Annotated in this window: 24 protein-coding genes; 19 read left to right on the plus strand and 5 right to left on the minus strand. The window is 34.2% G+C overall.

The genetic code is table 11. The annotated features are described in order from the left end of the window. The first annotated feature begins 6 nt into the window (after positions 1-6). From DFQ11_RS00220 to DFQ11_RS00240, 5 genes are all read left to right on the plus strand, one after another. The gene (locus DFQ11_RS00220; protein ID WP_110473635.1) at positions 7-1,119 is read left to right on the plus strand and encodes a glycosyltransferase; all 1,113 of its coding nucleotides are present in this window, start codon (positions 7-9) and stop codon (positions 1,117-1,119) included. After that, positions 1,110-1,655, plus strand: a complete 546-nt coding sequence (locus DFQ11_RS00225; protein WP_110473636.1) for an RNA polymerase sigma factor — start codon at positions 1,110-1,112, stop codon at positions 1,653-1,655. Before DFQ11_RS00220 ends, DFQ11_RS00225 begins: the two co-directional genes overlap by 10 nt. 117 nt (positions 1,656-1,772) lie before the next feature. Continuing rightward, positions 1,773-2,645, plus strand: a complete 873-nt coding sequence (gene lipA / locus DFQ11_RS00230) for a lipoyl synthase (RefSeq protein WP_110473637.1) — start codon at positions 1,773-1,775, stop codon at positions 2,643-2,645. Next, positions 2,645-3,661, plus strand: a complete 1,017-nt coding sequence (gene gap, locus DFQ11_RS00235; RefSeq protein WP_110473638.1) for a type I glyceraldehyde-3-phosphate dehydrogenase — start codon at positions 2,645-2,647, stop codon at positions 3,659-3,661. Before lipA ends, gap begins: the two co-directional genes overlap by 1 nt. A gap of 29 nt (positions 3,662-3,690) precedes the next feature. Beyond that, positions 3,691-5,931 (plus strand): ATP-binding protein, encoded by a 2,241-nt coding sequence (locus DFQ11_RS00240; protein WP_110473639.1) that lies wholly within the window; start codon positions 3,691-3,693, stop codon positions 5,929-5,931. On the opposite strand, the gene lpxK is transcribed toward DFQ11_RS00240, so the two are convergent. Next, positions 5,924-6,922 (minus strand): tetraacyldisaccharide 4'-kinase, encoded by a 999-nt coding sequence (lpxK, locus tag DFQ11_RS00245; protein ID WP_110473640.1) that lies wholly within the window; start codon positions 6,920-6,922, stop codon positions 5,924-5,926. The two genes, DFQ11_RS00240 and lpxK, sit on opposite strands and share 8 nt — an antisense overlap. A 40-nt stretch (positions 6,923-6,962) precedes the next feature. Here lpxK and DFQ11_RS00250 point away from each other — a divergent pair, with 40 nt between their 5' ends. The 3 genes from DFQ11_RS00250 to msrA all read left to right on the plus strand — a co-directional run bounded on the left by DFQ11_RS00250 (position 6,963) and on the right by msrA (position 9,668). Next, on the plus strand, positions 6,963-8,057 hold the full coding sequence (locus DFQ11_RS00250; RefSeq protein WP_110473641.1) for a Nif3-like dinuclear metal center hexameric protein: 1,095 nt from the start codon (positions 6,963-6,965) through the stop codon (positions 8,055-8,057). A 2-nt stretch (positions 8,058-8,059) separates the two neighbouring features. Continuing rightward, positions 8,060-8,845 (plus strand): zinc ribbon domain-containing protein, encoded by a 786-nt coding sequence (locus tag DFQ11_RS00255; RefSeq protein WP_110473642.1) that lies wholly within the window; start codon positions 8,060-8,062, stop codon positions 8,843-8,845. A gap of 163 nt (positions 8,846-9,008) precedes the next feature. Then, positions 9,009-9,668 carry a peptide-methionine (S)-S-oxide reductase MsrA gene (gene msrA / locus DFQ11_RS00260; RefSeq protein WP_110473643.1) on the plus strand — a complete coding sequence of 220 codons (660 nt, stop codon included), beginning with the start codon at positions 9,009-9,011 and terminating at the stop codon, positions 9,666-9,668. Between the two features lie 89 nt (positions 9,669-9,757). Here msrA and DFQ11_RS00265 read toward each other — a convergent pair whose 3' ends face one another. After that, entirely contained in the window at positions 9,758-10,558 is an 801-nt protein-coding gene (locus DFQ11_RS00265; protein ID WP_110473644.1) for a class I SAM-dependent methyltransferase, read from the minus strand. Between the two features lie 40 nt (positions 10,559-10,598). Between DFQ11_RS00265 and DFQ11_RS00270 the strand changes: the two genes are divergently transcribed. Continuing rightward, on the plus strand, positions 10,599-11,279 hold the full coding sequence (locus DFQ11_RS00270; protein ID WP_110473645.1) for a hypothetical protein: 681 nt from the start codon (positions 10,599-10,601) through the stop codon (positions 11,277-11,279). 158 nt (positions 11,280-11,437) lie between these two features. On the opposite strand, the gene DFQ11_RS00275 is transcribed toward DFQ11_RS00270, so the two are convergent. Continuing rightward, positions 11,438-12,820 carry a sensor histidine kinase gene (locus tag DFQ11_RS00275; protein WP_110473646.1) on the minus strand — a complete coding sequence of 461 codons (1,383 nt, stop codon included), beginning with the start codon at positions 12,818-12,820 and terminating at the stop codon, positions 11,438-11,440. A gap of 147 nt (positions 12,821-12,967) precedes the next feature. Between DFQ11_RS00275 and kynU the strand changes: the two genes are divergently transcribed. The 10 genes from kynU to DFQ11_RS00325 all read left to right on the plus strand — a co-directional run bounded on the left by kynU (position 12,968) and on the right by DFQ11_RS00325 (position 22,654). After that, the gene (gene kynU, locus DFQ11_RS00280; protein ID WP_110474781.1) at positions 12,968-14,245 is read left to right on the plus strand and encodes a kynureninase; all 1,278 of its coding nucleotides are present in this window, start codon (positions 12,968-12,970) and stop codon (positions 14,243-14,245) included. Positions 14,246-14,544: 299 nt separating this feature from the next. After that, positions 14,545-15,945, plus strand: a complete 1,401-nt coding sequence (locus DFQ11_RS00285; protein ID WP_110473647.1) for an FAD-dependent oxidoreductase — start codon at positions 14,545-14,547, stop codon at positions 15,943-15,945. Positions 15,946-15,995: 50 nt separating this feature from the next. Next, positions 15,996-16,421, plus strand: coding sequence for a RidA family protein (locus DFQ11_RS00290; protein WP_110473648.1), 426 nt, complete (start codon positions 15,996-15,998; stop codon positions 16,419-16,421). Between the two features lie 57 nt (positions 16,422-16,478). Further along, complete coding sequence (locus DFQ11_RS00295; protein ID WP_110473649.1) at positions 16,479-17,918, plus strand: aldehyde dehydrogenase; 1,440 nt, start codon at positions 16,479-16,481, stop codon at positions 17,916-17,918. A 76-nt stretch (positions 17,919-17,994) separates the two neighbouring features. After that, positions 17,995-18,777: an SDR family oxidoreductase gene (locus tag DFQ11_RS00300; protein ID WP_110473650.1), complete on the plus strand. Its 783-nt coding sequence runs from the start codon at positions 17,995-17,997 to the stop codon at positions 18,775-18,777. Positions 18,778-19,064: 287 nt separating this feature from the next. Continuing rightward, the gene (locus DFQ11_RS00305) at positions 19,065-19,601 is read left to right on the plus strand and encodes a 3-hydroxyanthranilate 3,4-dioxygenase (protein ID WP_110473651.1); all 537 of its coding nucleotides are present in this window, start codon (positions 19,065-19,067) and stop codon (positions 19,599-19,601) included. An 86-nt stretch (positions 19,602-19,687) separates the two neighbouring features. Beyond that, a complete protein-coding gene (locus tag DFQ11_RS00310) occupies positions 19,688-20,776 on the plus strand; it encodes an amidohydrolase family protein (RefSeq protein WP_110473652.1) in 1,089 nt (362 codons plus the stop codon). A 72-nt stretch (positions 20,777-20,848) separates the two neighbouring features. Continuing rightward, positions 20,849-21,490 (plus strand): O-methyltransferase, encoded by a 642-nt coding sequence (locus DFQ11_RS00315; RefSeq protein ID WP_110473653.1) that lies wholly within the window; start codon positions 20,849-20,851, stop codon positions 21,488-21,490. A gap of 11 nt (positions 21,491-21,501) precedes the next feature. Continuing rightward, positions 21,502-22,281: a HipA family kinase gene (locus DFQ11_RS00320; protein WP_110474782.1), complete on the plus strand. Its 780-nt coding sequence runs from the start codon at positions 21,502-21,504 to the stop codon at positions 22,279-22,281. Next, a complete protein-coding gene (locus DFQ11_RS00325; RefSeq protein ID WP_110473654.1) occupies positions 22,271-22,654 on the plus strand; it encodes a DUF3037 domain-containing protein in 384 nt (127 codons plus the stop codon). Before DFQ11_RS00320 ends, DFQ11_RS00325 begins: the two co-directional genes overlap by 11 nt. A 75-nt stretch (positions 22,655-22,729) precedes the next feature. On the opposite strand, the gene DFQ11_RS00330 is transcribed toward DFQ11_RS00325, so the two are convergent. Further along, on the minus strand, positions 22,730-24,229 hold the full coding sequence (locus tag DFQ11_RS00330) for a S8 family peptidase (RefSeq protein ID WP_110473655.1): 1,500 nt from the start codon (positions 24,227-24,229) through the stop codon (positions 22,730-22,732). Positions 24,230-24,344: 115 nt separating this feature from the next. Next, positions 24,345-24,635 carry a Sec-independent protein translocase subunit TatA/TatB gene (locus DFQ11_RS00335; RefSeq protein ID WP_110473656.1) on the minus strand — a complete coding sequence of 97 codons (291 nt, stop codon included), beginning with the start codon at positions 24,633-24,635 and terminating at the stop codon, positions 24,345-24,347. Positions 24,636-24,714 lie beyond the last annotated feature (79 nt).

A 24,714-nucleotide genomic window follows, 5' to 3' on the forward strand; every position in this document is an offset into this window, starting at 1 on the left:
GTCTCAATGATACTATCCACAGTATTGTTTTACGCATTTATTGCGGTGGTTGGTATTCAAGTAGGTTATTATTCTAGTTTCTTATTTTCGTTTAGTATTAAGCGTGCAGAATTGCATAACTCAAATCAATTCCCGGCATCCGTAATTATCTGTGCAAAAAATGAAGCCGAGAATCTTAAGAAAAATTTACCTCTAATAATTGATCAGGAGTATCCCAATTTCGAAATTGTTTTAGTTAACGATGGCTCTTCGGATAACACCTTGAAAATAATGAAAGCTTTTGCTGAAAAACACAGCCATATAAAGCTTGTCAATGTCATTCCAACTGAAGCTTTTTGGGGAAATAAAAAATATGCACTCACTTTAGGCATAAAAGCTTCCACACACAATGTGTTAGTATTTACAGATGCCGACTGTGTACCTAATTCTAATCAATGGCTTTCACAGATTGTTATTAATTTCTCGAAGAGTAAAACAATTGTTTTGGGTTATGGAGCTTATGCTAAAAAGAAATTATCCTTTTTAAATAAACTTATACGCTTTGAAACGGTGATGACAGCACTACAATATTTTAGTTATGCTAAAATGGGAATGCCTTATATGGGAGTTGGTAGAAATATGGCTTACAGAAAAGAATTATTTTTTAATAACAGTGGATTCAATAGTCATATGACTCTAAAATCTGGAGATGATGATCTGTTTATTAATGAAGTTGCAACCCCATCTAACACAGCACTATGTTTTACTAAAGAAAGCTTTACCATATCTGAACCCAAAACTACTTTTAAGGATTGGATTCTTCAAAAAAGAAGACATATTAGTACGGCTAAATTTTATAAACAGAAGCATAAATTTCTTTTAGCTCTATTCTATTTTACCAATTTATCATTTTGGATTTTAGGGACTCTTCTTTTAATCACTCAAATCTATTGGCCTTGGGTAGCTATACTTATAGGCATTCGTTTCATTATACAATGGCTATGTTTTGGTTTAACCGCAAGAAAATTTGAAGAAACAGACCTTATCATCTTCGCACCTTTCTTGGAATTATTTTTAATTAGTGCACAATTAAGTATCTTTATTGCTAATCTCATATCTAAACCAAAACATTGGAAGTAAAAGAGGCCATTAATCTAGCAAAAAAGAATAATCAAGTCGCATTCAATTTTCTATTAGACACCTTTTGGAATGACGTTTATTCATTCCAATTGAAACGTACACTAAATGAAAATGATGCTGAAGACATTACGATTCAAACGTTCTCCAAAGCATTTGATAAGATTAACACCTATAATGAAGATTATAAGTTTAAAACTTGGTTAATTACCATATCGAAAAATATTCATATCGATTTAATTCGAAAACAGAAAAACTCCATTAACAATACGTCTAAAGATAATGAGGATAATTATTTCGATATTGTTGACGATTCACCTACGCCTGAAGATAAAATTATTACCGAACAAAATTTAGCCAAACTTTTACGTGATATTAAAAAACTTAAACCGCACTATCAAGAAGTAATTAATTTAAGGTATTTTCAAGAATTGAGTTATAAAGAAATTTCAGAAGAACTCAACGAGCCGATTAATAATGTAAAAGTCAAATTGCTCAGGGCTAAAAAACTTCTTGCTGAAATTATCATTAAGAAGTAAAACTAATAGAGCTAAAATTCTAAATTTCTATTTGAGTTCTACCCCTGTATCTTTCTCTACGATAAACTATTTTTATTATTTACTTTGTATCTTTGTTTTCTGAAATTGAAAAATTGCATGGAAACAACAACTGCTTCAAATATATTACCGGAACGTAAGCCAAAATGGCTAAAAGTAAAACTACCTACAGGTAAAAAATACACAGAATTAAGATCATTAGTAGACAAGTACAAATTAAATACAATTTGTTCTTCTGGAAGCTGCCCTAACATGGGAGAATGCTGGGGAGAAGGTACAGCAACATTCATGATTTTAGGTAATGTTTGTACGCGTTCTTGTGGGTTTTGCGGTGTAAAAACAGGTCGTCCTGAAACAGTAGATTGGGATGAACCAGAAAAAGTAGCACGTTCCATAAAACTCATGCAGATTAAACATGCGGTTTTAACGAGTGTAGATAGAGATGACCTTAAAGATATGGGAAGCATCATGTGGGCTGAAACTGTAAAAGCAGTAAGACGAATGAATCCCGAAACCACATTAGAAACTCTTATTCCTGATTTTCAAGGCATTGAAAGACATATAGATCGTATTATAGATGTTGCACCAGAAGTAGTGTCTCATAATATAGAAACCGTAAGACGTTTAACGCGAGAAGTAAGAATTCAGGCTCAATACGATCGTAGTTTGGGTGTTCTAAAATACTTAAAAGAGCAAGGCCAACGCAGAACAAAATCTGGCATTATGTTAGGTCTTGGCGAACAACGTGAAGAAGTTATTCAGACGCTTTATGATTTAAGAGCACATGACGTAGATGTAGTAACTATTGGTCAATATTTACAACCGAGTAAAAAACACTTACCAGTTCAGCAATTCATCAATCCAGATCAGTTCAAGGAATACGAAGAAATTGGCTTAGACTTAGGTTTTAGACATGTGGAAAGTAGCGCATTAGTAAGATCATCCTACAAAGCTCAAAAACATATCAATTAATGATTAGGGTAGCCATTAACGGTTTTGGAAGAATTGGCCGACGCGTTTTTAGATTAGCATTAGAACATCCCGAGGTACAAATTGTTGCTATTAATGATTTAGCGGATACAAAAACTTTAAGTCACCTTTTAAAATACGATAGTATTCATGGTGTTTTAAAGGAAAACATTTCACATGATGAGAATAACATTATTGTCAATGATGTTTCAATTCCGCTATACAGAGAATCACATCCGAAGGCATTAGATTGGTCTAAAGTTCAACCTGATTTTGTAATTGAATCTACAGGAAAATTTAAAACTAAAGAAGACCTTCAGCATCATTTAGATAATGGAGCAAAACGTGTAGTATTATCAGTTCCTGCCATAGATGATGATATTAAAACCATTGTATTAGGAGTCAATGACGAGACTATAGACGGAACGGAATTAATAATTTCGAACGCCTCATGCACCACGAATAACGCTGCTCCTATGATTGATTTAATTCAGAAGCAACTTGGTATTAAACAGGCTTATATAACTACGATTCATTCTTATACTACCGACCAAAGTTTACACGATCAACCTCATAAAGATTTAAGAAGAGCAAGAGCAGCTGGACAGTCTATAGTTCCAACAACGACAGGAGCAGCTAAAGCACTAACAAAAATTTTCCCTGACTTATCAGAAGTGATTGGAGGTTGTGGCATTAGAGTTCCTGTTGCTAATGGGTCATTAACCGATATTACTATAAATGTTAAGGAACCTACCTCTATAGAAGAGGTAAATCAAATATTTAAGCACGCAGCAGATCATCAACTTAAAGGCATCCTCGAATATACTGAAGACCCGATAGTTTCTATAGATATCGTTGGAAATCCTCACTCTTGTATTTTCGATTCTCAAATGACATCTGTTATTGGAAATATGGTAAAAATAGTGGGATGGTACGATAATGAAACAGGCTACAGCTCTAGAATTCTGGATTTAATTCGCAATATATCGAACAAACATCCACTTTTATCGGATAAATAATTATATTTGTTTGAATTAAATGGAGCTGAATGTCCCAGATCAAATATAAAATATTTGTTTTTTTAGCATGTTTTTGTAGTCTTATTTTCGCACAACAAGTTGTATCTGAAGATAAAGACATGCTTGCATTGACCATCCGTAGTCATATTAAGAAAGCCACTTTAGATAGTGAACGTGGGAACTATTACAATGCCAAAGACAACTTAGATAAAGCATTAGAAATTGCTAAAAAAATTGACGATAAAGTCAATCAAGGTGTACTTCATACAAAGATTGCAAAAGTGCAATTTTTGATGAATGAAAAAGATCAAGCGAATAGCTCCCTCTACGAGGCTATTAAAATTCAACGAGAAAATGATGATTTTGCCAATTTAGCAATTAGCTACAATATTAAAGGGGTAATTTACAGTACCGAAGAGAAATATAAATCTGCTCTCGATTATTTTAATTCAGCCAAAGGCTTATTCGAACAGGAAGACTTAGAACAGTATATTTCCGAAGTTACCTTAAATGAAGCTAAAGCTTATATCGCTCAAAAACGCTATGAAGAGGCTAAAGATCAGTTAGAAAAGACTATTATAATTGCTACTAAGCACAATCAAAATCGTCGCCTAAGTAGTGCACTAATTCAAAGTGGAAAAATATCATGTACTTTAAATGATAAAGATTTAGCTCTATCTCAAACCGAAGATGGATTAGCCATTGCCAAAGAGTTTAACCTTTTAGAAAATATAAATGAAGCTTATATGGTGCTGAGTACCATATATGAAACAAAGAAGGACTATAAAAATTCTTTAATTTATATTAAAAAACACTTACACTTATCTGATTCTATATTAAACGTGAAGCGCGAAAATATAGCATCAGGTACTTCGGTTCAAACTATAAGTAATTATAAAGATGCCAAAAACGCTCAACTAAAAGCCCAAATTGATGAAGTGAGCGCTGAAAGTACCTTTACACGTATAACTACAATCTTAAGTATTGCTTTAATTACTATTTTATCCCTTTTAACATTATCTCTTTATAAGAACAATAATATCAGGTTGAACACCAATACCATGCTTCATAAGAAGAATGATGAACTTATTATTGCTAAAGAGAAAGCGGAATTAGCATCTAAAACCAAAGCTAATTTTTTATCTACAGTAACTCACGAGTTACGTACACCGTTATACGCTGTAACAGGGTTAACAAATATGTTATTAGATGAAGATCCCAAAGAACATCAAATTCCGCATTTAAAATCGTTAAAATTCTCAGGAGACTACCTCTTAACTTTTATCAACGATATACTTCAAATCAATAAGATTGAAGCTAATAAAGTTGAATTAGATCCTGAAAACTTTAATCTTAAACATAAATTAGAAAATGTAATTTCTGCACTTAGCAACTCCGCTAAAGATCAGGATACCACAATTCATTTAGATTACGAAAAAGGTTTACCAGAAACATTTATTGGTGACCAACTTAAGATTTCCCAAATCCTAATTAACTTACTTGGAAATGCTATTAAATTCACAAAAGGTGGAGACATCTGGGTGAGAACTTACAAAGTTGACCAAAATGGCGACCTGTATAATCTCCGCTTCGAAATTGAAGATAATGGCATAGGAATTACAAAAGAAAAACAAAACCACATGTTTGAAAGCTTCTCACAAGGCTCTGTACAAATTAACAGAAAGTACGGCGGAACTGGTTTAGGTTTATCAATTGTAAAAGGTCTTATTCAAATTCTAAAAGGAAAAATTTATTTAAAGAGTGAGCTTGGCAAAGGCACGACATTCTTTTTTGAAATTCCATTAGAATATGATAAGGATGCTTTAAAACCAGAAGTGCAAGAAGTTAAAAAATCAAATAAGATGGAAGAATTGGACTTAAGTAAAGTTAAGATTCTCATTGTTGAAGACAACAAGATTAATCAAATGATTACCAAGAAGATCTTAAACAAAATGGGATTATACTGTGATGTTGTAGAAAACGGGGAAGATGCAGTAGAGATTGTTAAAACAACCAAATACGATGTCGTTCTAATGGATATTCACATGCCAGGAATTAGTGGGCTAGAAGCTACTAAAATAATAAGAACGTTTGACAAAGAGCTTACAATATTCGCCCTTACTGCGGTTACTTTAGAGGATAAAATGCAAGAATTTGGCGAAGCTGGTTTCGACGATATTATTTCTAAACCATTTAAGCAAGAAGATTTTGAAACTAAACTATATGCTGCGCTTTCAGGCGAAAAAATAGTATCAAGTTTCTTTAGTTAACAAACTTCTTTACTGCAGCATTGAATTGCTCCGACTTATCAATTTTTATTTCAATTGGTAAATAATACAATTTACTTTCTAAGCTCTTATGATTAGAGAGACGAACATAATCCTTCTCTGTAGTCACTATTAATTTCTTTGTATCAATACTTTCAATATCTGAAGTCTTAAAATTATAATGATCGCTATACTCCAAGTGATCGAATTTTAATCCCATATCTTTTAAAAAATCAACCAAAGGTTTTGCATTAGCAATCCCAGTTACTAAAGTGAACTCTTCAAGCTGAGTTAATTCTAATTCATCAAATTTAGATATCACCTTTGATGCATAATCGACATAGCTAAAAAATAACTGCTGGTGCTTTTTCAACTTCAATTTTGACGAAATTTCCTGCTTCTCTTCTTCAGAAATATTTTTATCGCATTTGGTAACAACAACTAAATCCGCACGATTCGCTCCAGACCTAGGCTCTCTTAAATTTCCTGTTGGCAATACAATATCTTTATAATAAAGATTATTGTAAGCTGTTAACAAGATGTTTAAACCCGCTCTTACTTTTCTATGTTGATATGCATCATCTAATAAAATAACCTCAGGAACATCTTTTAAACGCCTTAATTCTGCTATTCCGTGTTGCCTATCGGCATCAACAGCAACTAAAACTTCATTGAATTTATTATAAAACTGAAATGGCTCATCACCTATAGTATCCGCATTTGCACTATGATCTGCTAATACAAAGCCCTCAGTTTTTCGTTTATAGCCTCTACTTAAAGTCGCAAGTCGCTTTTCATCTTTCAGTAAACGAATTAAATACTCAATCATGGGTGTTTTTCCAGTGCCACCTGTACTCAGGTTTCCAACACAAATTACAGGAAAATCATAGGACTTAGATGGCTTAATCCCTCTATCATACAACCAATTGCGCACCCAAGTGATCAGGTAATAAACAGGCGTAATAGGAAACAATATGATACGGATAATCTTCACAAGTACTAAATTATATTATTTTTGAAACAAATATACACTTATGATCATACAAGACGTAATTAATCACTTACACAACTTAGCTCCCTTAGACTATGCTGAGGATTTTGACAATGTTGGTCTTTTGGTTGGTGATAAAAACAAAAAAGTAACAGGTATCCTTGTCACACTAGATACTCTTGAAGCCGTTGTAGATGAAGCTATTGAAAACAATTGCAATCTCATTGTGAGCTTCCACCCTATTATTTTTAGCGGTCTTAAAAAATTAACAGGAAAAACCTATGTAGAACGTGTTGTAATCAAAGCGATACAGCACCAAATAGCGATTTTTTCAATTCACACGGCATTAGACAATGCTATTGATGGCGTAAATTCTATCATCTGTGATCAGTTAGGCTTAACAAATAAACAGATTTTAATCCCACAATCAGGAACGATTAAAAAACTTCAAACCTATGTTCCTGAAGCCAATGCTGAAGCCTTAAGACAAGCTTTATTTGACGCAGGAGCTGGCAATATTGGAAATTATGAATCCTGTAGTTTTAATATTAATGGCCTTGGCACTTATAAAGGAAATGAAGATTCTAATCCTGTAATTGGCCAGAAAGGTGTATTGCATACTGAGAAAGAAACAGCTGTTTCAGTGACTTTTAATAAGCACATCGAATCAAAATTATTAAGAACACTTTTTTCTGCCCATCCATATGAAGAAGTTGCATACGAAATTTCCACTTTAGAAAACACGGATCAGCATATTGGAATTGGTATGATTGGCGACTTAGAAACACCTTTAGAAACAGAAGATTGCCTCAAATTAATTAAAACACGGATGAATACATCCTGTATTAGGCATACGAAGTCTTTAAACAAGCCTATCAAACGAATTGCAGTATTAGGTGGCTCTGGTGCTTTCGCCATACCCGCAGCAAAAGCGGCAGGTGCTGATCTTTTAGTGACTTCAGATCTAAAATACCACGATTTTTTTAGTGCAGAGAACGCTATAGTTTTAGCAGATATTGGGCATTATGAAAGCGAACAGTTCACAAAAACGTTTTTAGTAGAGTATCTCTCGAAAAAAATCACTAATTTTGCCATCATTTTATCAAAGACAAATACAAATCCGGTAAAGTATTTATAATTATGGCAAAAAAAGCTGAAGTTTCTGTTGAAGAGCGATTAAGAGCACTATATGATTTACAATTAATTGACTCTAGAGTAGACGAAATAAGAAATGTCAGAGGTGAGCTTCCTTTAGAAGTTAGAGATTTAGAAGACGAAGTTGAAGGACTTAACTTAAGATTAGAAAAGCTAAACGATAGCCTTACTATTATTGATGACGAGATTAAAGGAAAGAAAAACTTAATCGAAGAGGCAAAAACCCTAATCAAGAAATATAGTGAGCAACAAAAGAATGTTAGAAATAACAGAGAATACAACTCACTAACTAAGGAAATTGAATTTCAAGAATTAGAAATTCAATTAGCTGAAAAGCATATCAAAGAGTTTAAAGTTCAGATTGAGCAGAAAAAAGAAGTAATTTCTGAAACAAAAGATCGTTTAAAAGATCGCGTTGCGCATTTAAAGCACAAGAAAGGCGAGCTTAATGATATTTTAAAGGAAACTGAAAAAGAAGAAGAAGCTTTAAAATTAAAGTCTGAAGAATTTCAAAAGAAAATTGAAGAGCGTTTAGTTAAAGCCTACAACAGAATTAGAAATAATGTAAAAAATGGTCTTGCTGTTGTACCTATCGAACGTGGTGCTTCTGGAGGTTCTTTCTTTACAATTCCACCTCAAGTTCAAGTAGAAATTGCATCTCGTAAAAAAGTTATTACAGATGAGCACAGTGGTCGTATCTTAATTGATGCTGCTTTAGCTGAAGAAGAAAAAGCAAAAATGGAAAAATTATTCGCTAAACTTAGTAAATAATTAATTTCAACATATACTATCAAAGCCTTTGCATTCGCAAGGGCTTTTTTATTTAGTATAATTTTAGAATAATTTCAGATTTGGAATCGTAACTTTCTAGAGCAGTTCATCACATTCAAAATGTATCATTAAATTGAATCCCTATTTTATCTAGAAAACTAATATGAAAAAGTTAATCACACTATTAATTATAACATTATTCTTTAGTTGCCATAACCAAGCACAAGTCAATCCAAAACAACAAGAGGTAATTAATGCCGACCCTATTGTGGTGCCCATTGAAAATGGAAAAGCAAGAGCTTACTTTGCTAGCGGCTGCTTTTGGTGTGTTGAAGCTATTTACGAAAGTATTAATGGTGTAGACGAAGTGATAAGTGGTTATGCAGGCGGATTTACAAAAAATCCCACCTATGAAAAAAGTAATACTGGACGAACTGGTCACGCTGAAGCCGTAGAGGTTATCTACAATCCTGAAGTAATAAGTTTTGCCACCTTGGTAGACGTCTATTTTGGTTCGCAAAACCCAAGTCAAGTTAATGGTCAAGGTCCTGATCACGGGTCGCAATACCGATCAATTATCTTCTTCCAAAATGATGAACAAAAGAAAATCATCGAAGAAAAAATTGCTCTATTAGAAAAGCAGTTAAATACTAAAATTGCTGCGGAAGTGTATCCGTTTCAAAAGTTTTGGGTAGCTGAAGCCTATCATCAAAATTTTGAAAAACGAAATCCAAATCACCCATATATTAAATCAGTTTCCATTCCGAGATTAAATCGGTTTAAGGCTAAGTTTCCCGAATTACTCAAAAAAGACAATAAATAATGCGACAATGAAAGAGGAGTTGGTTCTAATCTAGAATGGAATTTAACATCAGATTAAGTCATTTAAAACTTCAATAGCCAAAACCGTTCTCACTTTTTGGTCGCCTTAATCTCAAAAATCAATGGATACAACTGATTGTCCAACTTATACATTCCTGATTCTGTGTTTTTCAAATTAGGAAAAACATCATACGGGCTTTCGTCATACTCATTCAAATAATCGATTTGTAGTCCAGCTTCAATTAGTGAATTCACAACTTCGCTCAATCCATGATTCCAGCCATATTCTTTACTGACCATTTTTGAATCGTGATTCGCATAAGTACCTTCGTACTCCTCATAAATAACCTCATCTTGACTGTAGTGATAATTCAATTCAGCCTTACCTTCAGTATAATCAAACATCCACGCTATAGGATGAAATTCTACAATATAAAATGTGCCTCCAACTTTAAGTCGTTCTGAAATCATTTGCGCCCAAGGTTTTAAATCAGGTAACCAGCCAATAGTTCCGTAACTGGTAAATACAATATCAAAAGTTTCTGAAATATGTTCAGAAGCTTCTAAAACATTACAACATACAAACTCGGCATCTAGCTGAAGTTCAAAATTTAGTTGTTTCGCCAATTTAATGCCTTCATCACTTAAATCTAAACCAACACACTTCGCTCCCATTCTACTCCAACTTAAGGTATCTTGCCCAAAATGACATTGCAAATGCAATAACGACTTTCCTTCAACATTTCCTAATGCACGCAATTCATAAGGCATCAAGGACGATTTTCCATTTTTAAAAGCAGCTAAATCATACATCTCACTTTCGGCATGAATGCCTACCTTTTTATTCCATGTGGCTTTATTTACTTCAAAATAATTAGTGTACTCCTTCATCCTTGGCTAATTTTACATGTAATTTAATATAACTTTTATAATGAAATCCTTATATCTAAGTTTAATCTGTTTGCTTTTATTTTCAGCATGTAAATCTGACCAATCAGAAGCCATAAAAACGATTGAAACAAAAGAACTATCTATTGCCGAAAAAATAGCGAATGCTCATGGCTTTGAAAATTGGAATAATGTCTCTGAAGTCAAATTTACATTTCAAGTGGATCAAGACAGCATTAAAGGAAAAGGAAGATCTTGGACATGGCAACCTAAAACGAATCATATAATAATGGCTACTGCTAAGAACACTGTAAAGTATTCCAGAAATGCTATGGATAGTACCCATATTGCTGCCGATAGGGCTTTTATCAATGATAAATTTTGGTTGTTAGTTCCATTTCAATTGGTATGGGATTCTAGTGCTAAAATATCTAAGGCAACTAAGGTTCACGCACCAATAAGTAAGACTGAACTTCATAAGATTACTATAAGCTATCCAAACGAAGGTGGATATACCCCAGGCGATGCTTATGATATTTTTTATGACAAAGATTATGTTATTAGGGAGTGGATTTTCAGAAAAGGAAATGCCGATGAACCATCATTAACAACCACTTTTGAAAATTACAAAGACTTTAACGGCATTAAAATAGCAACTGACCATAAACAAGAGGGTGGAAAATGGAATTTGAATTTTACTGATATAAAAATAACATTGAAATAATACGGCTTTCGAAAATAGGACTTACTTTTGTAACCTGTAGTATAAGGTTCACGTCTAAAGTCTCACTTTAAAACGTATATCTTATACTTTCCGCCTTTTGGCGTCTATATATATAAAGCACTTCTGTCTTTGGTAGAAGTGCTTTCTTTATTTAAACATTAACGATTAACATTATCGGATATACTAAACATAAAAGTAGCACCTTCTCCTTCTTTACTTTCTAAGGTTAATTTCCCACCTAGCAATTCTACATAAGCTTTAGCTACAGACAAACCAATTCCAGACCCATGTAATGCCTTAGTCTGTTGTAAATCGACTTGGTAAAATGGGTTAAATACAACATCTATTTTATCATTTGGAATTCCAACACCTGTATCGGAAATAATGAATTGCAATTCAGAACTACCACGATCACAGCTTAAGGTAACTTTATCGCCTTTTGATGAGAATTTTATCGCATTCATTAATAAACTCTTTAATACGGATGTTACTTTATCATTATCAGAGATTATGATTTGTTCACCCTCAGCTATATTATTGAAAAGATCAAACTGAATTCCTTTTTGTTCCGCCTCAAGTAAAAATTTTTGGTGGACAGTCTCAATGATTTCATTGATATTAAACGTACCTATATTAAGTGACACTAATCCCGTTTGAATTTTTGAAATATCTAAAATATCCGTAATAACATCTAGTAATTTAGATCCATTACTTTCAATGATATCCACATACTCTGTAAATTCTTCATCATTTACAGGTTGATAGTCCTTGAGAAGTTCAACACTTCCCAAAATACCATACATAGGTGTTCTAATTTCATGACTTATATTTGTTAAAAAGGCTGACTTTAATTGATCTGACTGCTCCGCTCTTTCTTTCTCTATAAGCACACTCTCATGTTTTTCAAGAAGTTCAGCCTGCAGTTCGCTCTCCTTAACAAAAGCTTCATCTAATTGAGCAATTAAAAATGAAAGAGAAAACACGGTTAATATATTAAACACAATATTATTGGCTAGAACAATAAGTAAGACTTCGAATTGTAGTCCTTCGAACGACTCTATGTGAAACCATTCAAATTTAAATGCACAGATGAGCAATATATAAAATAACGCAACCACCATTATAGCTGCCATTCCTGATCTCCATCCTGCAATTAAAGTAATCAGAACAATCATTGTAAACAACAGAACAGTTGCGGTACTATTAAAGCCTAATTCCACAAGTAAAAAAGAGGATAACAAAAACCAATTTATAGAAAATAGAAGCTTTCGTGTTTTTAACGCAAGTCGTTTATTAAAAATAGTTATTAGAAGAATTACAACAGCGATGCTATCAAGGTAAAAGACAGTCCATTTATCCAATACAATTGCAATTACTACACTTGGAACGTATGAAATGACACTAAGAACAAAACTTAAAATTAAAATAGATATGAATAATTTATCTCTAAAATAGACTAGGCTTCCTTTTTCTCGATCCATCGAAAACCCGATGTAATCACTATAACGACCTATATAAGACGTCCATATTGTTTTTAACATTAAGAGTGTTTTATTTGTAAATATTCCTTAAGGTACAATAAAGACAAGTATATTTTACAACTTTACCAAAATTTCATTACGATATTCGTTTAAAGGATATTTAACTTAAAAATCTTATTTTTGTTAAGAACCGAAAACCAACGCAAATTGTCCAACTACAAACATGGTCTTGACTACGCAAAAGAACAAGACAAATTAGACGAATTATCACATTATAGACAACAGTTTCACATTCCTAAAGACAAGCAAGGAAATGACCTTATTTACCTCTGCGGAAACTCTCTTGGACTACAACCAAAGTCTACAAAAACATATATAAATCAAGAATTAGAAGATTGGGCTAACCTTGGCGTCGAAGGCCATACTGATGCTAAACACCCTTGGTTACCATATCACGAGTTTCTAACAGAAGCTACCGCTAAGGTTGTAGGCGCAAAACCAATCGAGGTGGTTACTATGAACACCTTAACCACGAATCTTCATTTGATGATGGTTTCATTTTATAAGCCGACTAAGAAGCGTTATAAAATTCTTATCGAAAGTGATGCCTTCCCGTCAGATAAATTTGCTGTAGAATCTCAATTGAGACATCATGGCTATGATGACAAAGAAGGACTTATTCTTTGGAAACCTCGCGAAGGTGAAGAATTGTTACGTTATGAAGATTTAGAATCCATCATGCAAAATCATGGTGATGAAATCGCTTTAATCATGATTGGTGGCGTGAATTATTACACAGGTCAGTTTTTCGATTTCAAAAGAATTACAGAATTAGGCCATAAACATGGCTGTAAAGTTGGCTTTGATTGTGCTCATGGCGCAGGAAATGTAGACTTAGATTTGCATAATTCCGGAGCTGATTTCGCCGTTTGGTGTACCTATAAATACATGAATTCTGGCCCAGGAAGTCTTGGTGGTTGTTTTATCCACGAACGACATGCTCATGACAAAAACCTCAACAGATTCACAGGATGGTGGAGCCATAATAAGCAAACACGTTTTAAAATGCGTGACGAATTTGATGTCATACCAGGAGCCGAAGGATGGCAATTAAGCAATCCTCCTATTTTATCTATGGCAGCGATTAGAGCATCCTTGGATATGTTTAATGAAGTCGGAATCCAAAAACTAATACAAAAATCAAAAAAACTCACAGGTTATTTAGAGTTCTTATTGAAGGATTTAGGAGCAGACACCATAAGAGTGATTACTCCTGAAGATCCAAAGCAACGAGGTTGCCAATTGTCGTTACAAGTTATAAACGCAGATAAATCATTGTATGACGAATTAACTGAAGCTGGAGTTATAAGCGATTGGCGAGAACCAGATGTGATTAGAATTGCACCAGTTCCATTATATAATTCATTCGAAGATGTATATCTATTGGTCGACAAATTAAAGAAAGTCTTAGAGAACAAATCTTAATAATACCAAAGGTAAAATTCGAAAGCATCAATCATGTATAAGATTTTACAACCAAGACACATTAAGATTTATTACTTATAGTCAATTCGTAAAATTGACGACCAAAGTTTAAAATAAAGAAATATAAGACTGAAGTTATGAAAGTCAGCTTCTAACTCAAGATTCCGAGAAAGAAGGTTGTAGAAACGACAGTCTACATTTGATTTTTTAGTTCGTTTAATTGCTGATACTTAATATGTGAAAATTATTCATCTACTCCACAGATTGTATCAAGTTGAACATGAAAAAGAACAGAACATATGAATAATAAAAAACAGAACATACTTATCATAGGCGCAGGACTCTGCGGAAGTCTATTAGCACTCAGATTAGGACAAAGAGGTTATAACGTCAATGTATATGAAATGCGACCTGATCTAAGAAAAACCGATATCTCAGCTGGTAGATCTATAAACTTAGCGCTTTCAGATCGTGGTTTTAAAGCCATGAAACTGACAAATATTGAAGACAAAGTTAAAGAGTTATGTATTCCTATGAATGGTCGTATGCTCCATGACAAAGAAGGCAACACTTTTTTATCAAACTACAGCGGACGTGATCATGAATATATCAATTCAGTTTCAAGAGGTGAGCTAAACGGACTACTTCTCACTGAAGCCGAAAAACATGAAAATGTAACTATTCATTTCAACAAAGAATGTAAGTCCGTAGACTTTGAAAACACAACGGCATTATTCCGAGATTTCAATACCAAAGACGAGTTTGTAGAAGATGCCGATTGTATTATTGCAACAGATGGCGCAGGTTCGGCCTTAAGAAACAGTTATTATTTAGGTAAAAAATTCTTATTCAGTTTTTCACAAGATTACTTAAATCATGGGTATAAGGAATTATCCTTTTTACCAACAGAAGATGGTGGATATAAAACCTATAAGAACGCTCTTCATATTTGGCCTCGACGAAGCTTTATGTTAATTGCCCTCCCTAATCTAGATGGTAGTTTTACAGTAACTTTATTTTTAAGTTATGATGAAGGTGAATACAATTTTAATAATTTAACCACACCAGAAATCGTTACAGAATTCTTCGAAAAGGAATTTCCAGATGCTTTAGCCTTAATGCCGAATTTAGTCGATGATTTCTTTACCAATCCAACCTCTTCTTTAGGAACGGTAAAATGTTCTCCTTGGCATTATAAGGGCAATACATTATTAATGGGAGATTCTGCACATGCTATAGTTCCATTTTATGGTCAAGGCATGAATGCAGCATTTGAAGATGTTGTAGAATTCGATAATATTCTCGATCAAAATTTAGAAAGTTGGGAAGCGACTTTTAAAGCTTATGAAAAAGGCAGAAAGAAAGACACCGATGCTATTGCCGATTTAGCTATAGACAATTTCCATGAAATGAAAGACCATGTGGCTAATCCTATTTTTCAAGAAAAGCGAAAGATAGAAATGGCCTTAGAAAAAGAATTTCCGAACGATTACTCATCAAAATATAGCTTAGTTACTTTTAACGAAACAATCAGCTATAGAGAAGCTATGTTAAGAGGAAGAGCTCAAGACAAAGCTATTTTGAATATGTTAGCCGATGGCATTATTTCGGTTGATGATGATTTAAATACGATTTTGGAAAAAGTAAAGAACGAAACCGAAGCCATTTTAGAAGATGATAGAATTGCCGGATTGAGTTAACGGTTAGCAAAATAATTAAAACTTTGATAGTATAATTGATAGTATAAATTATGAGTAAAGAAGATAAAACAACAGGAACTAATGTAACACCAAGAGGTGCTTACCCACACGTAAAACAAGTGGGCGATTTCATTTTCGTATCAGGCACAAGTTCTCGAAGGGCAGATAATTCCATTGCAGGAGTTGATATTATAGACGAAATGGGAACCAAACACCTGAATGCCGAAGTACAAACCCGAGAAGTCATCAAGAATATTGAAAAGAACTTAGCTAAAGTTGGTGCAACCTTAAAAGATGTGGTAGATGTAACTTCGTTTTTAGTAAATATGAACGATTTTGCAGGTTATAACAAAGCCTATGCAGAATTCTTTGATAAAGAAACAGGACCAACAAGAACTACTGTTGCAGTACATCAGTTACCTCATCCTGATTTAGTGGTTGAAATCAAAGTTATGGCGTATAAAAAACAAGACTAAGACTTAATAAAAATTAATTCGAATTCTTTTCTTTAAGTTCGATTATCTGTGAATAAAATGAACATACAAAACTACATCAACGGAAATTTCCATAACCCAACTAACGATGATTGGATAGACAACTACAATCCATCAAATGGCGAGGTCTATGGACAAATTCCAAACTCAACAAAGGAAGATGTTGAAAACGCTTATATCGCAGCGAAATCAGCTTTTCCGAGTTGGTCACAGACAACATTGGAAGAGCGCAGTAGAATCCTTATTAAGATTTCTGAATTACTCGAAGAAAACTTACAACGTTTTGCTGAGGCCGAAAGTAAAGACAACGGAAAACCAATTAGTTTAGCAAAGGCTGTCGATATACCAAGAGCAGCGAGCAACTTTCGTTTTTTTGGCAATGCCATTACTCAATTTGCTAGTGAAAGCCATGAAAGTATTGGCCTACAAGCTATCAACTACACCTTACGTCAACCCATCGGTGTTGTAGGTTGTATTTCCCCGTGGAATCTTCCGCTTTATTTATTTACGTGGAAAATCGCGCCAGCTATTGCTGCTGGAAACTGTGTCGTTGCCAAACCGAGTGAAGTCACGCCTATGACCGCCTATTTATTAGGGGAAATCTGCAATGAAGCTGGACTTCCTAAAGGCGTTTTAAATATTGTTCATGGATTAGGAACCACAACAGGTCAAGCTATTATTGAACATCAAGACATAAAAGCCATTTCATTTACAGGAGGAACAGCAACTGGTGCACATATCGCTAAAGTAGCCGCTCCCATGTTTAAAAAACTATCCTTGGAATTAGGCGGAAAAAACCCAAATATCATTTTCGCCGATTGTGATTATGAGGATATGTTAAGCACTACAGTCCGATCTTCCTTTGCAAATCAAGGTCAAATCTGTTTATGTGGAAGTCGCATTTTTGTAGAAGCTTCCATTTATGAGAAGTTCAAAAAAGATTTTGTTGAAAAAGTAAAGCAATTAAAAGTTGGTCATCCTTCAAAAGACGATACCAATATTGGTGCTTTGGTTTCAAAACCACATTTAGAAAAAGTAAAAGAATATATCGCCATCGCCAAAGACGAACACGGTTCTATTTTATGCGGCGGAAACGAAGTGACTATTGAAGGTTTTGAAAACGGCTATTATTTAGAACCAACGGTCATTGAAGTTCCTAATGACGACTGTCGTGTGAATCAAGAAGAAATTTTTGGACCTGTGGTGACTATTATGCCTTTTAATTCTGAAGACGAAGTTCTTCAAATGGCCAACAAAGTGAAGTACGGATTATCCGCTACACTTTGGACGAACAATTTAAAACGCACCATGAAAATGAGTAATGAATTACAAGCAGGAATCGTTTGGGTAAACACTTGGATGATGCGTGATTTACGAACACCTTTTGGTGGTGTAAAAGCATCCGGTGTTGGCAGAGAAGGCGGATTTGAAGCTTTACGCTTTTTTACCGAAGCTAAGAATGTTTGTATAAAATATTAATTCCCACTATCGTGGGAATCTCATAAAATAAAACGAGATTAATTTTTAAAAGATCCCTGCCTTCGCAGGAAATATTATGAATCTAAACCTAAACAACAAATACGCATTAGTTTGCGGTAGTACAGCAGGAATCGGAAAAGCCACAGCAATGGCCTTAGCAGCAGAAGGTGTTCAAGTGACACTTGTAGCAAGAAATGAGGACAAACTTAAAATGGTTCTTTCAGAATTACCTCAACAAAAACAACACGACTACATTGTTGCCGATTTTTCAAACCCAATGGAATTGAAAGAAAAAGTCTCAGCCTATATTTCTAAGATTCATGGATTTCATATCCTAGTGAACAATACCGGAGGCCCAAAAGGCGGACCTATCTTTTCAGCGGAAGTTGCTGAGTTTGATTCGGCTTTTACGCAACACTTAAAATGTAATCACGTCCTAGCGCAAACTGTTGTTCCTTTTATGAAAAGTGAAGGCTATGGTAGAATCGTTAATGTGATTTCAACCTCTGTAAAACAACCATTAGACGGTCTTGGCGTTAGTAATACCATTCGTGGCGCTGTTGCCAACTGGAGTAAAACTTTAGCTAATGAATTAGGCGAATTTGGAATTACAGTTAACAACGTTTTACCAGGAGCCACAGGTACCGAACGTCTGTCTGAAATTATAAAAAACAAAGCGAGCAAAACAGGAAAAACTGAAGAAGAATCTGCCAATGCAATGAAAAGTGCAGTGCCAGCTAGACGTTTCGCTAAACCTGAAGAGTTAGCAGATGCCATTACGTTTTTAGCCAGTGAACGTGCTGCCTATATCAATGGTATTAATTTACCTGTGGATGGTGGACGAACTAAATCCCTCTAAAACGCTTCAACTAAACCGATCACATTAATTAAGGATTATTACAATCACTAAAATTTCAACTGTATCTTTAAAATTTAGACCTCACAGGTTTTAAAAACCTGTGAGGTCTTTGTATATTAGTGGACGTTTAATAAACTCATGTTGGTAATTAGACTACAATAAGTTGAATTTTCCAACATAAGGTATTGTATAACAATTATTCTTATTCGCCCGATTAAGAATTCCTTCCCACGCGTTGTGACCGCCACAATTAGATAAGGAAGGTTAGGAAGGGCTTTCTATGTATCATGAGCAAAATATATCCTCCTATTAACTTTAAAGAATGGATTGAAGAAAACCGTCATTTATTAAAGCCACCTGTTGGTAATAAAGTGGTTTGGCAAGATGGCGATTTTATTGTGATGGTCGTTGGTGGACCAAACAGTAGAAAGGATTATCACTATAATGAAACGCCTGAATTTTTCTATCAGATTGAAGGAAACATGATTCTTAAGGTGATTGAAAATGGTGAACCTAAAGATATTCACATCAATGAAGGGGATATTTTTCTATTACCTCCAAAAGTACCTCATTCACCACAGCGTGAAGCTAATACCGTTGGCTTAGTCATTGAATATCCAAGAGATGAAGGTGTAAAAGATGCCTTACTTTGGTTCTGTGAAAATTGCACAACCAAGCTGTATGAAGAGGATTTTACCGTTGAAAATATTGAAACTGATATGCCGAAAATTTTCGACAAATATTATGGTGATAAGGACAAACGTAAATGTCCGAATTGCGGTGAAATCATGGAACCACCTAAAAAAGTTCAGATAGAAGACTAACTTTCAAAAGGCATAAAACACAAGACTTAAATACAATCTAAGAGACTAATCTCTTATTAAAAAATTCCTGTTCCGTAGGAAATATTATGGCAGAAAAACGAAAACTAAGAATAAACGGTCACTCTCACCTCCTTCCCTATCCTGAAGAAATTCCACAATTCATGAAAGACAAAGGGATTTTTTGGGTTGATAAAGACCGAAAATACATGCTTCAAAAAGATTGGAATAGACCAATTACGGATTCTAGCTTTTTCTTGGATGAGAAATTAGCATGGATGGAGCGCTTTAAAATTGATCATGCTGTAGTTTTAAACTTATCTCAGTTATATGGGAACGGTTTGCGAGTTGAAGAAATGAAACAAGCGTTACGTTTTCAGAATGATTTTAATGCAAAAGTTCAACGTGAAAATCCATCAAAATTCACTTGTGGATTTGTTGTGCATCCTGGTTTTGTTAGAGGTGCTTGTTGGGAAATTGAACGCTGTGTTGAAGAATTAGGCATGCAGCTTTTGTGTTTACCTACCCATTATATGGATACCATAGGAACATGGCGTTGTATTTTTGATGAAGAAAACGAACCGATTTTCGAGTTGGCAAATAAATATAATTTAGCCATTGAAATTCACCCTTACGATGGCGAGAAGTTTATAAAATTAGAAAATACCTCATGGCGTTTTCATTTGATATGGATGTTAGCCCAATGTGCTGATGCGTATCACTTTTTAACCCTAAATGGTTATCAAGATAAATACCCTAATATGCGAACTTGCTTTGCTCATGGAGGACAATTAGCTCAAATTAATTTAGGTCGAAGAATTCAAGGATTTGATGGTCGTCCAGATTTATTTGAAGGTAAAAGTCACCCACGAAAAGCTGTTGGTCATAAGAACATATTTTTTGACACCTTAGTTCATGATACAGGAGGCTTAGAATTACTGATTAAAAACCAAGGTTCTAAACAAGTGTTAATGGGCTTAGATGATCCGTATCCTCTTGGTGAAATGGAAAGCGAAAAGCAATCCTCTTATCCTGGTAAAATTTTAGATTTAGCTATAGAAAGAGACATTATTTCTGAAACAGAACGCGATGCTATTTGGGAGGATAATGTTATTCAATGGTTATGCGGAGATGATGAAGCGGCTAAGCAAAAATTAATTTCTAGAATAACGTCATAAACATCAAAGCTTCAGTATTTACTATTATTTTTGCAGCCTGATTTAGACGATCAGTATTAATAATTTACCTCTATGTATTTTTTACCTGAAGACCTTGACAATTATGTAGTAGCACATTCGGAACAAGAGCCTGAATTGCTGCAACAGCTTACTCGAGAAACTTATCAAAAAATATTACAACCCATCATGCTCAGTGGTCCGTATCAAGGGCGTGTTTTGAGTATGATTTCAAAGTTAATTCGTCCTAAATCCATTTTAGAATTAGGCACGTTTACGGGCTATTCAACCTTATGTTTAGCGGAAGGCTTAGCACCTAATGGAGAACTACACACCATCGATATCAATGAAGAATTGGTTGATTTTCAACGAAAATATTTTGATAAGTCTGATTATGGAGAACAAATTATTCAACATACAGGAAGCGCTTTAGACATCATTCCAAAATTAGATCAAACGTTTGACCTTGTTTTTATTGATGCTGATAAGCCGAACTATTCTAATTACTTCCATCTAATTATTGATAAGTTGAAAAAAGGTGGAATTATTCTTTCAGATAATGTTCTTTGGCATGGAAAAGTGGTAGAACCTTTAAATGATAAAGATAAATCTACTAAAGCCGTATTGGAATATAATACGCTTTTGAAAAATGATAAACGTATTGAAACTGTGCTCTTACCTATTAGAGATGGATTAACCATTAGCAGAAAAAAATGATTTCAAAACCAATGGGTAAAATAGATATACGAACAGTAGATGTTGTAAAATACGTCACACCACTGAGAGAAGGTGGTTCTCTTCCTGCCATAGTTAAAGCGGACGATGATTTTCTTTACGTTTTAAAGTTTAGAGGCGCTGGTCAAGGGAAAAAAGCTTTAATCGCGGAATTCATCGGAGGAGAACTAGCAAGAGCTATTGGTCTAAAAGTCCCTGAATTGGTATTCATGAATTTAGATGATTCTTTCAGTAAAACTGAACCTGATGAAGAGATTCAAGACTTACTAAAATTTAGTATTGGTTTAAATTTAGGCCTTCATTATTTAAGTGGGTCTATCACTTTTGACCCCTTAGTATCTGTTGCAGATGCTCTGACTTCTTCCAAAATAGTTCTATTTGACAGCATTGTTAGCAATATTGACCGCACCGCTAAAAACACTAATCTCCTAAATTGGAATAACGAATTATGGGTGATAGACAATGGTGCAAGTTTCTATTTTCACCATAATTGGAACACCTGGAAAAATCACCTTGACAAAACTTTTCCTCTTATAAAAGACCATGTTCTTTTGGAACGTGCTACACTATTGGATGAAGCTTCTAAGGCGATTATAAAAGCCTTGGATAAAGACACTATTGAAGATATTATTTATAAAATTCCTGAAGATTGGTTATTAAGCGAATCTGAGCCGCTCACTCCAAATGAAATGAGAGAAGCCTATATTGAATACCTAAATTCAAGACTCTCAAAAATTGACTCATTAGTTAAAGAAGCTGAAGATGCAAGATAAAGTTACTTTTGAATATGCCATTATACGACTCGTTCCTAAAGTTGAACGCGAGGAATTTTTTAATATCGGTGTGATATTATTCTCAAAACGAAAAAAATTCCTTGGAGTTAAATATAAAATCAATCAAAAAAAATTTGATGCCTATTCATGTGATTTAGACTTAGAAGCCATTAATAATTATTTAAAATCATGGGAATTAATTTGTAAAGGCGATGCATCAGCGGGTGTTATTGGTCAGTTTGAATTATCAGACCGCTTCAGATGGTTAGCAGCTTCAAGAAGTACCATAATTCAAAGTTCAAAAACACATGCTGGATTAACTGACAATCCTGAAAAAGAATTAAAAGCCATTTTTGAATCTTGTGTTTTATAAACATCTGGCCCTCTGTTATATAAAAAAAAGCCTCTCTAAATTAGAAAGGCTTTTTTTGTTAAATCAGTATATAGCTCATTGCACGGCTTGTAAAGCATCAATATTGCCATAGCCAAATTCACTGCTCTTATAAGGATATAAATCCGATGATTGTTTTAATCGACTTAGAACTTGAGCTCTACTCCAATGTGGGTACTTAGACCAAACTAAGGCAGCAATACCAGCAGTTGTTGCCGTAGCTGCAGAAGAACCTCCTGTATATCGCGTTTGACCGTTATAAAAATTCAATACTGGTGGCGCTTTACTTGTATCATTATCGCCTTGCATAATAATTGTAAAATCTATTTTACTTCCACTATGGCAAGTATCGCAACGCTCATAATTACTTCCATCGTTGACACCAGTTACAGCCACAGTTTCACTCATTGTCGCTGGGAATATCACCCCAAAACCATTTGTAAAACTTGTAGAGGTTCCACCAGCTGCGAAAATTAATTTTCCTTTACTATAAGCATATTTAACAGCATCCTTAATATTACCTATAGACCACACATAACCAATGGACATTGAAATAATCTTCACATCACTTCTATTTCCTAATTGTGTTAATGCTTTAGATACACCTTTACGCTCATGGTAATCATTAAGCAACACATCTTCTGTTGCTCTATAAGCGACTAAATTTGCATTATAAGCAACACCTACTGGCATGCCATCATTATTTCTAGGCGAAGCCATTACAGAGCCCATAGCAGTACCATGTCCGCATTTGTCATGAGGACCATCATAGTTACTCGACCACCACCAATTAGAATCTATAAAGGTTCCATATTTTTGAACAAAACGACCTGTAGAATAACCATCATTAATTCCAGATGAATTCAACAGTGCTTGATATTTTGAAACTCCTGTATCAATTAAACCAATAGTTACACCTGAACCTGTAGAAATATTCCAAGCATCGCGAATATTATGTTCATCAAAATGCCATGAGACTTTTGCATTATTTGGAGCTACTGTTGTATAGTGCGATAGATTAATATATTCCGCACTTGTAGAACATCCAGAACTTGACTTCTCTTGCATACTTACATACTGGTTATAGCCATTAGGTTCTAAGTATCTTACATAGTCACTTTTTCTTAAAGCGATGATCGTTTCAAGTTTAGTAACCTCAGCATCAAAAACAGTGAGGATCTCATCTTGTTTAATTTTCAAATCTGTCTTATCAATTTGCTCCTCAGCAATTATCGTATTAATTAAAGTATTTCTTTTACGTTCAAGCTCTTTATCTACTTCTTCGCTAAAACTTTGTCCGTCGTTACCATAGCCTACCGTTAAAACGTATTGACCATGAGTTAAAGCACTCCACAAAAAGTGAGCATCTACCTTATTCCAGTCGAAATCTCCCGTTTTTTCAATGCTGTTACTTATACGCTGATTGATTTGATCGATCGTTAAAGGTTCTGTGGGAAGTTGTTGTGCTTCCTGATCGATTTCCATAATAGTATCCTTAGAACAAGATACTATGGTTAGTGCTAAAACAAGCACAACCAAGGTGTAAACTCTTTTCATTTAATAGTATTTAGTTGGTTAGTATTTCCTAAATATATTAAATTATCAACAATAAATGACTCGTAATTATATGTTTATCTCAAAAACAGATGTGCTTTTTTTGAGAATTAGGAATTTATTTATTCCTTTTTAAAGATCCTGTAAAGTCTTCAAGATCATCTTTAACTTTATTGATTTCCTGTTGGACATCTTTAACAACATCTGAGTCTATGACGTTACTTTCCTTAGCACTTTTAGTGACTTCTTGCTTAATATCGTTGGTGGCATCTTTTAATTGTCGCATACCCTTACCTAGGCCACGCGCAATTTCAGGAAGTTTATCTGCACCAAAGATCAGCACCACTACAAATAGAATAAATACTATTTCGGTACCGCCAATGAATAATAATGTAAGTTGTTGTATCACTTTGCAAATATAGAGTGAGTTTGTGAATTATACCACTACTTATGTAGAAATTAAAAAGCCGACTTTAAAAAAAGTCGGC

It is taken from the genome of Winogradskyella epiphytica (assembly GCF_003217215.1).
Lineage (GTDB): Bacteria > Bacteroidota > Bacteroidia > Flavobacteriales > Flavobacteriaceae > Winogradskyella > Winogradskyella epiphytica.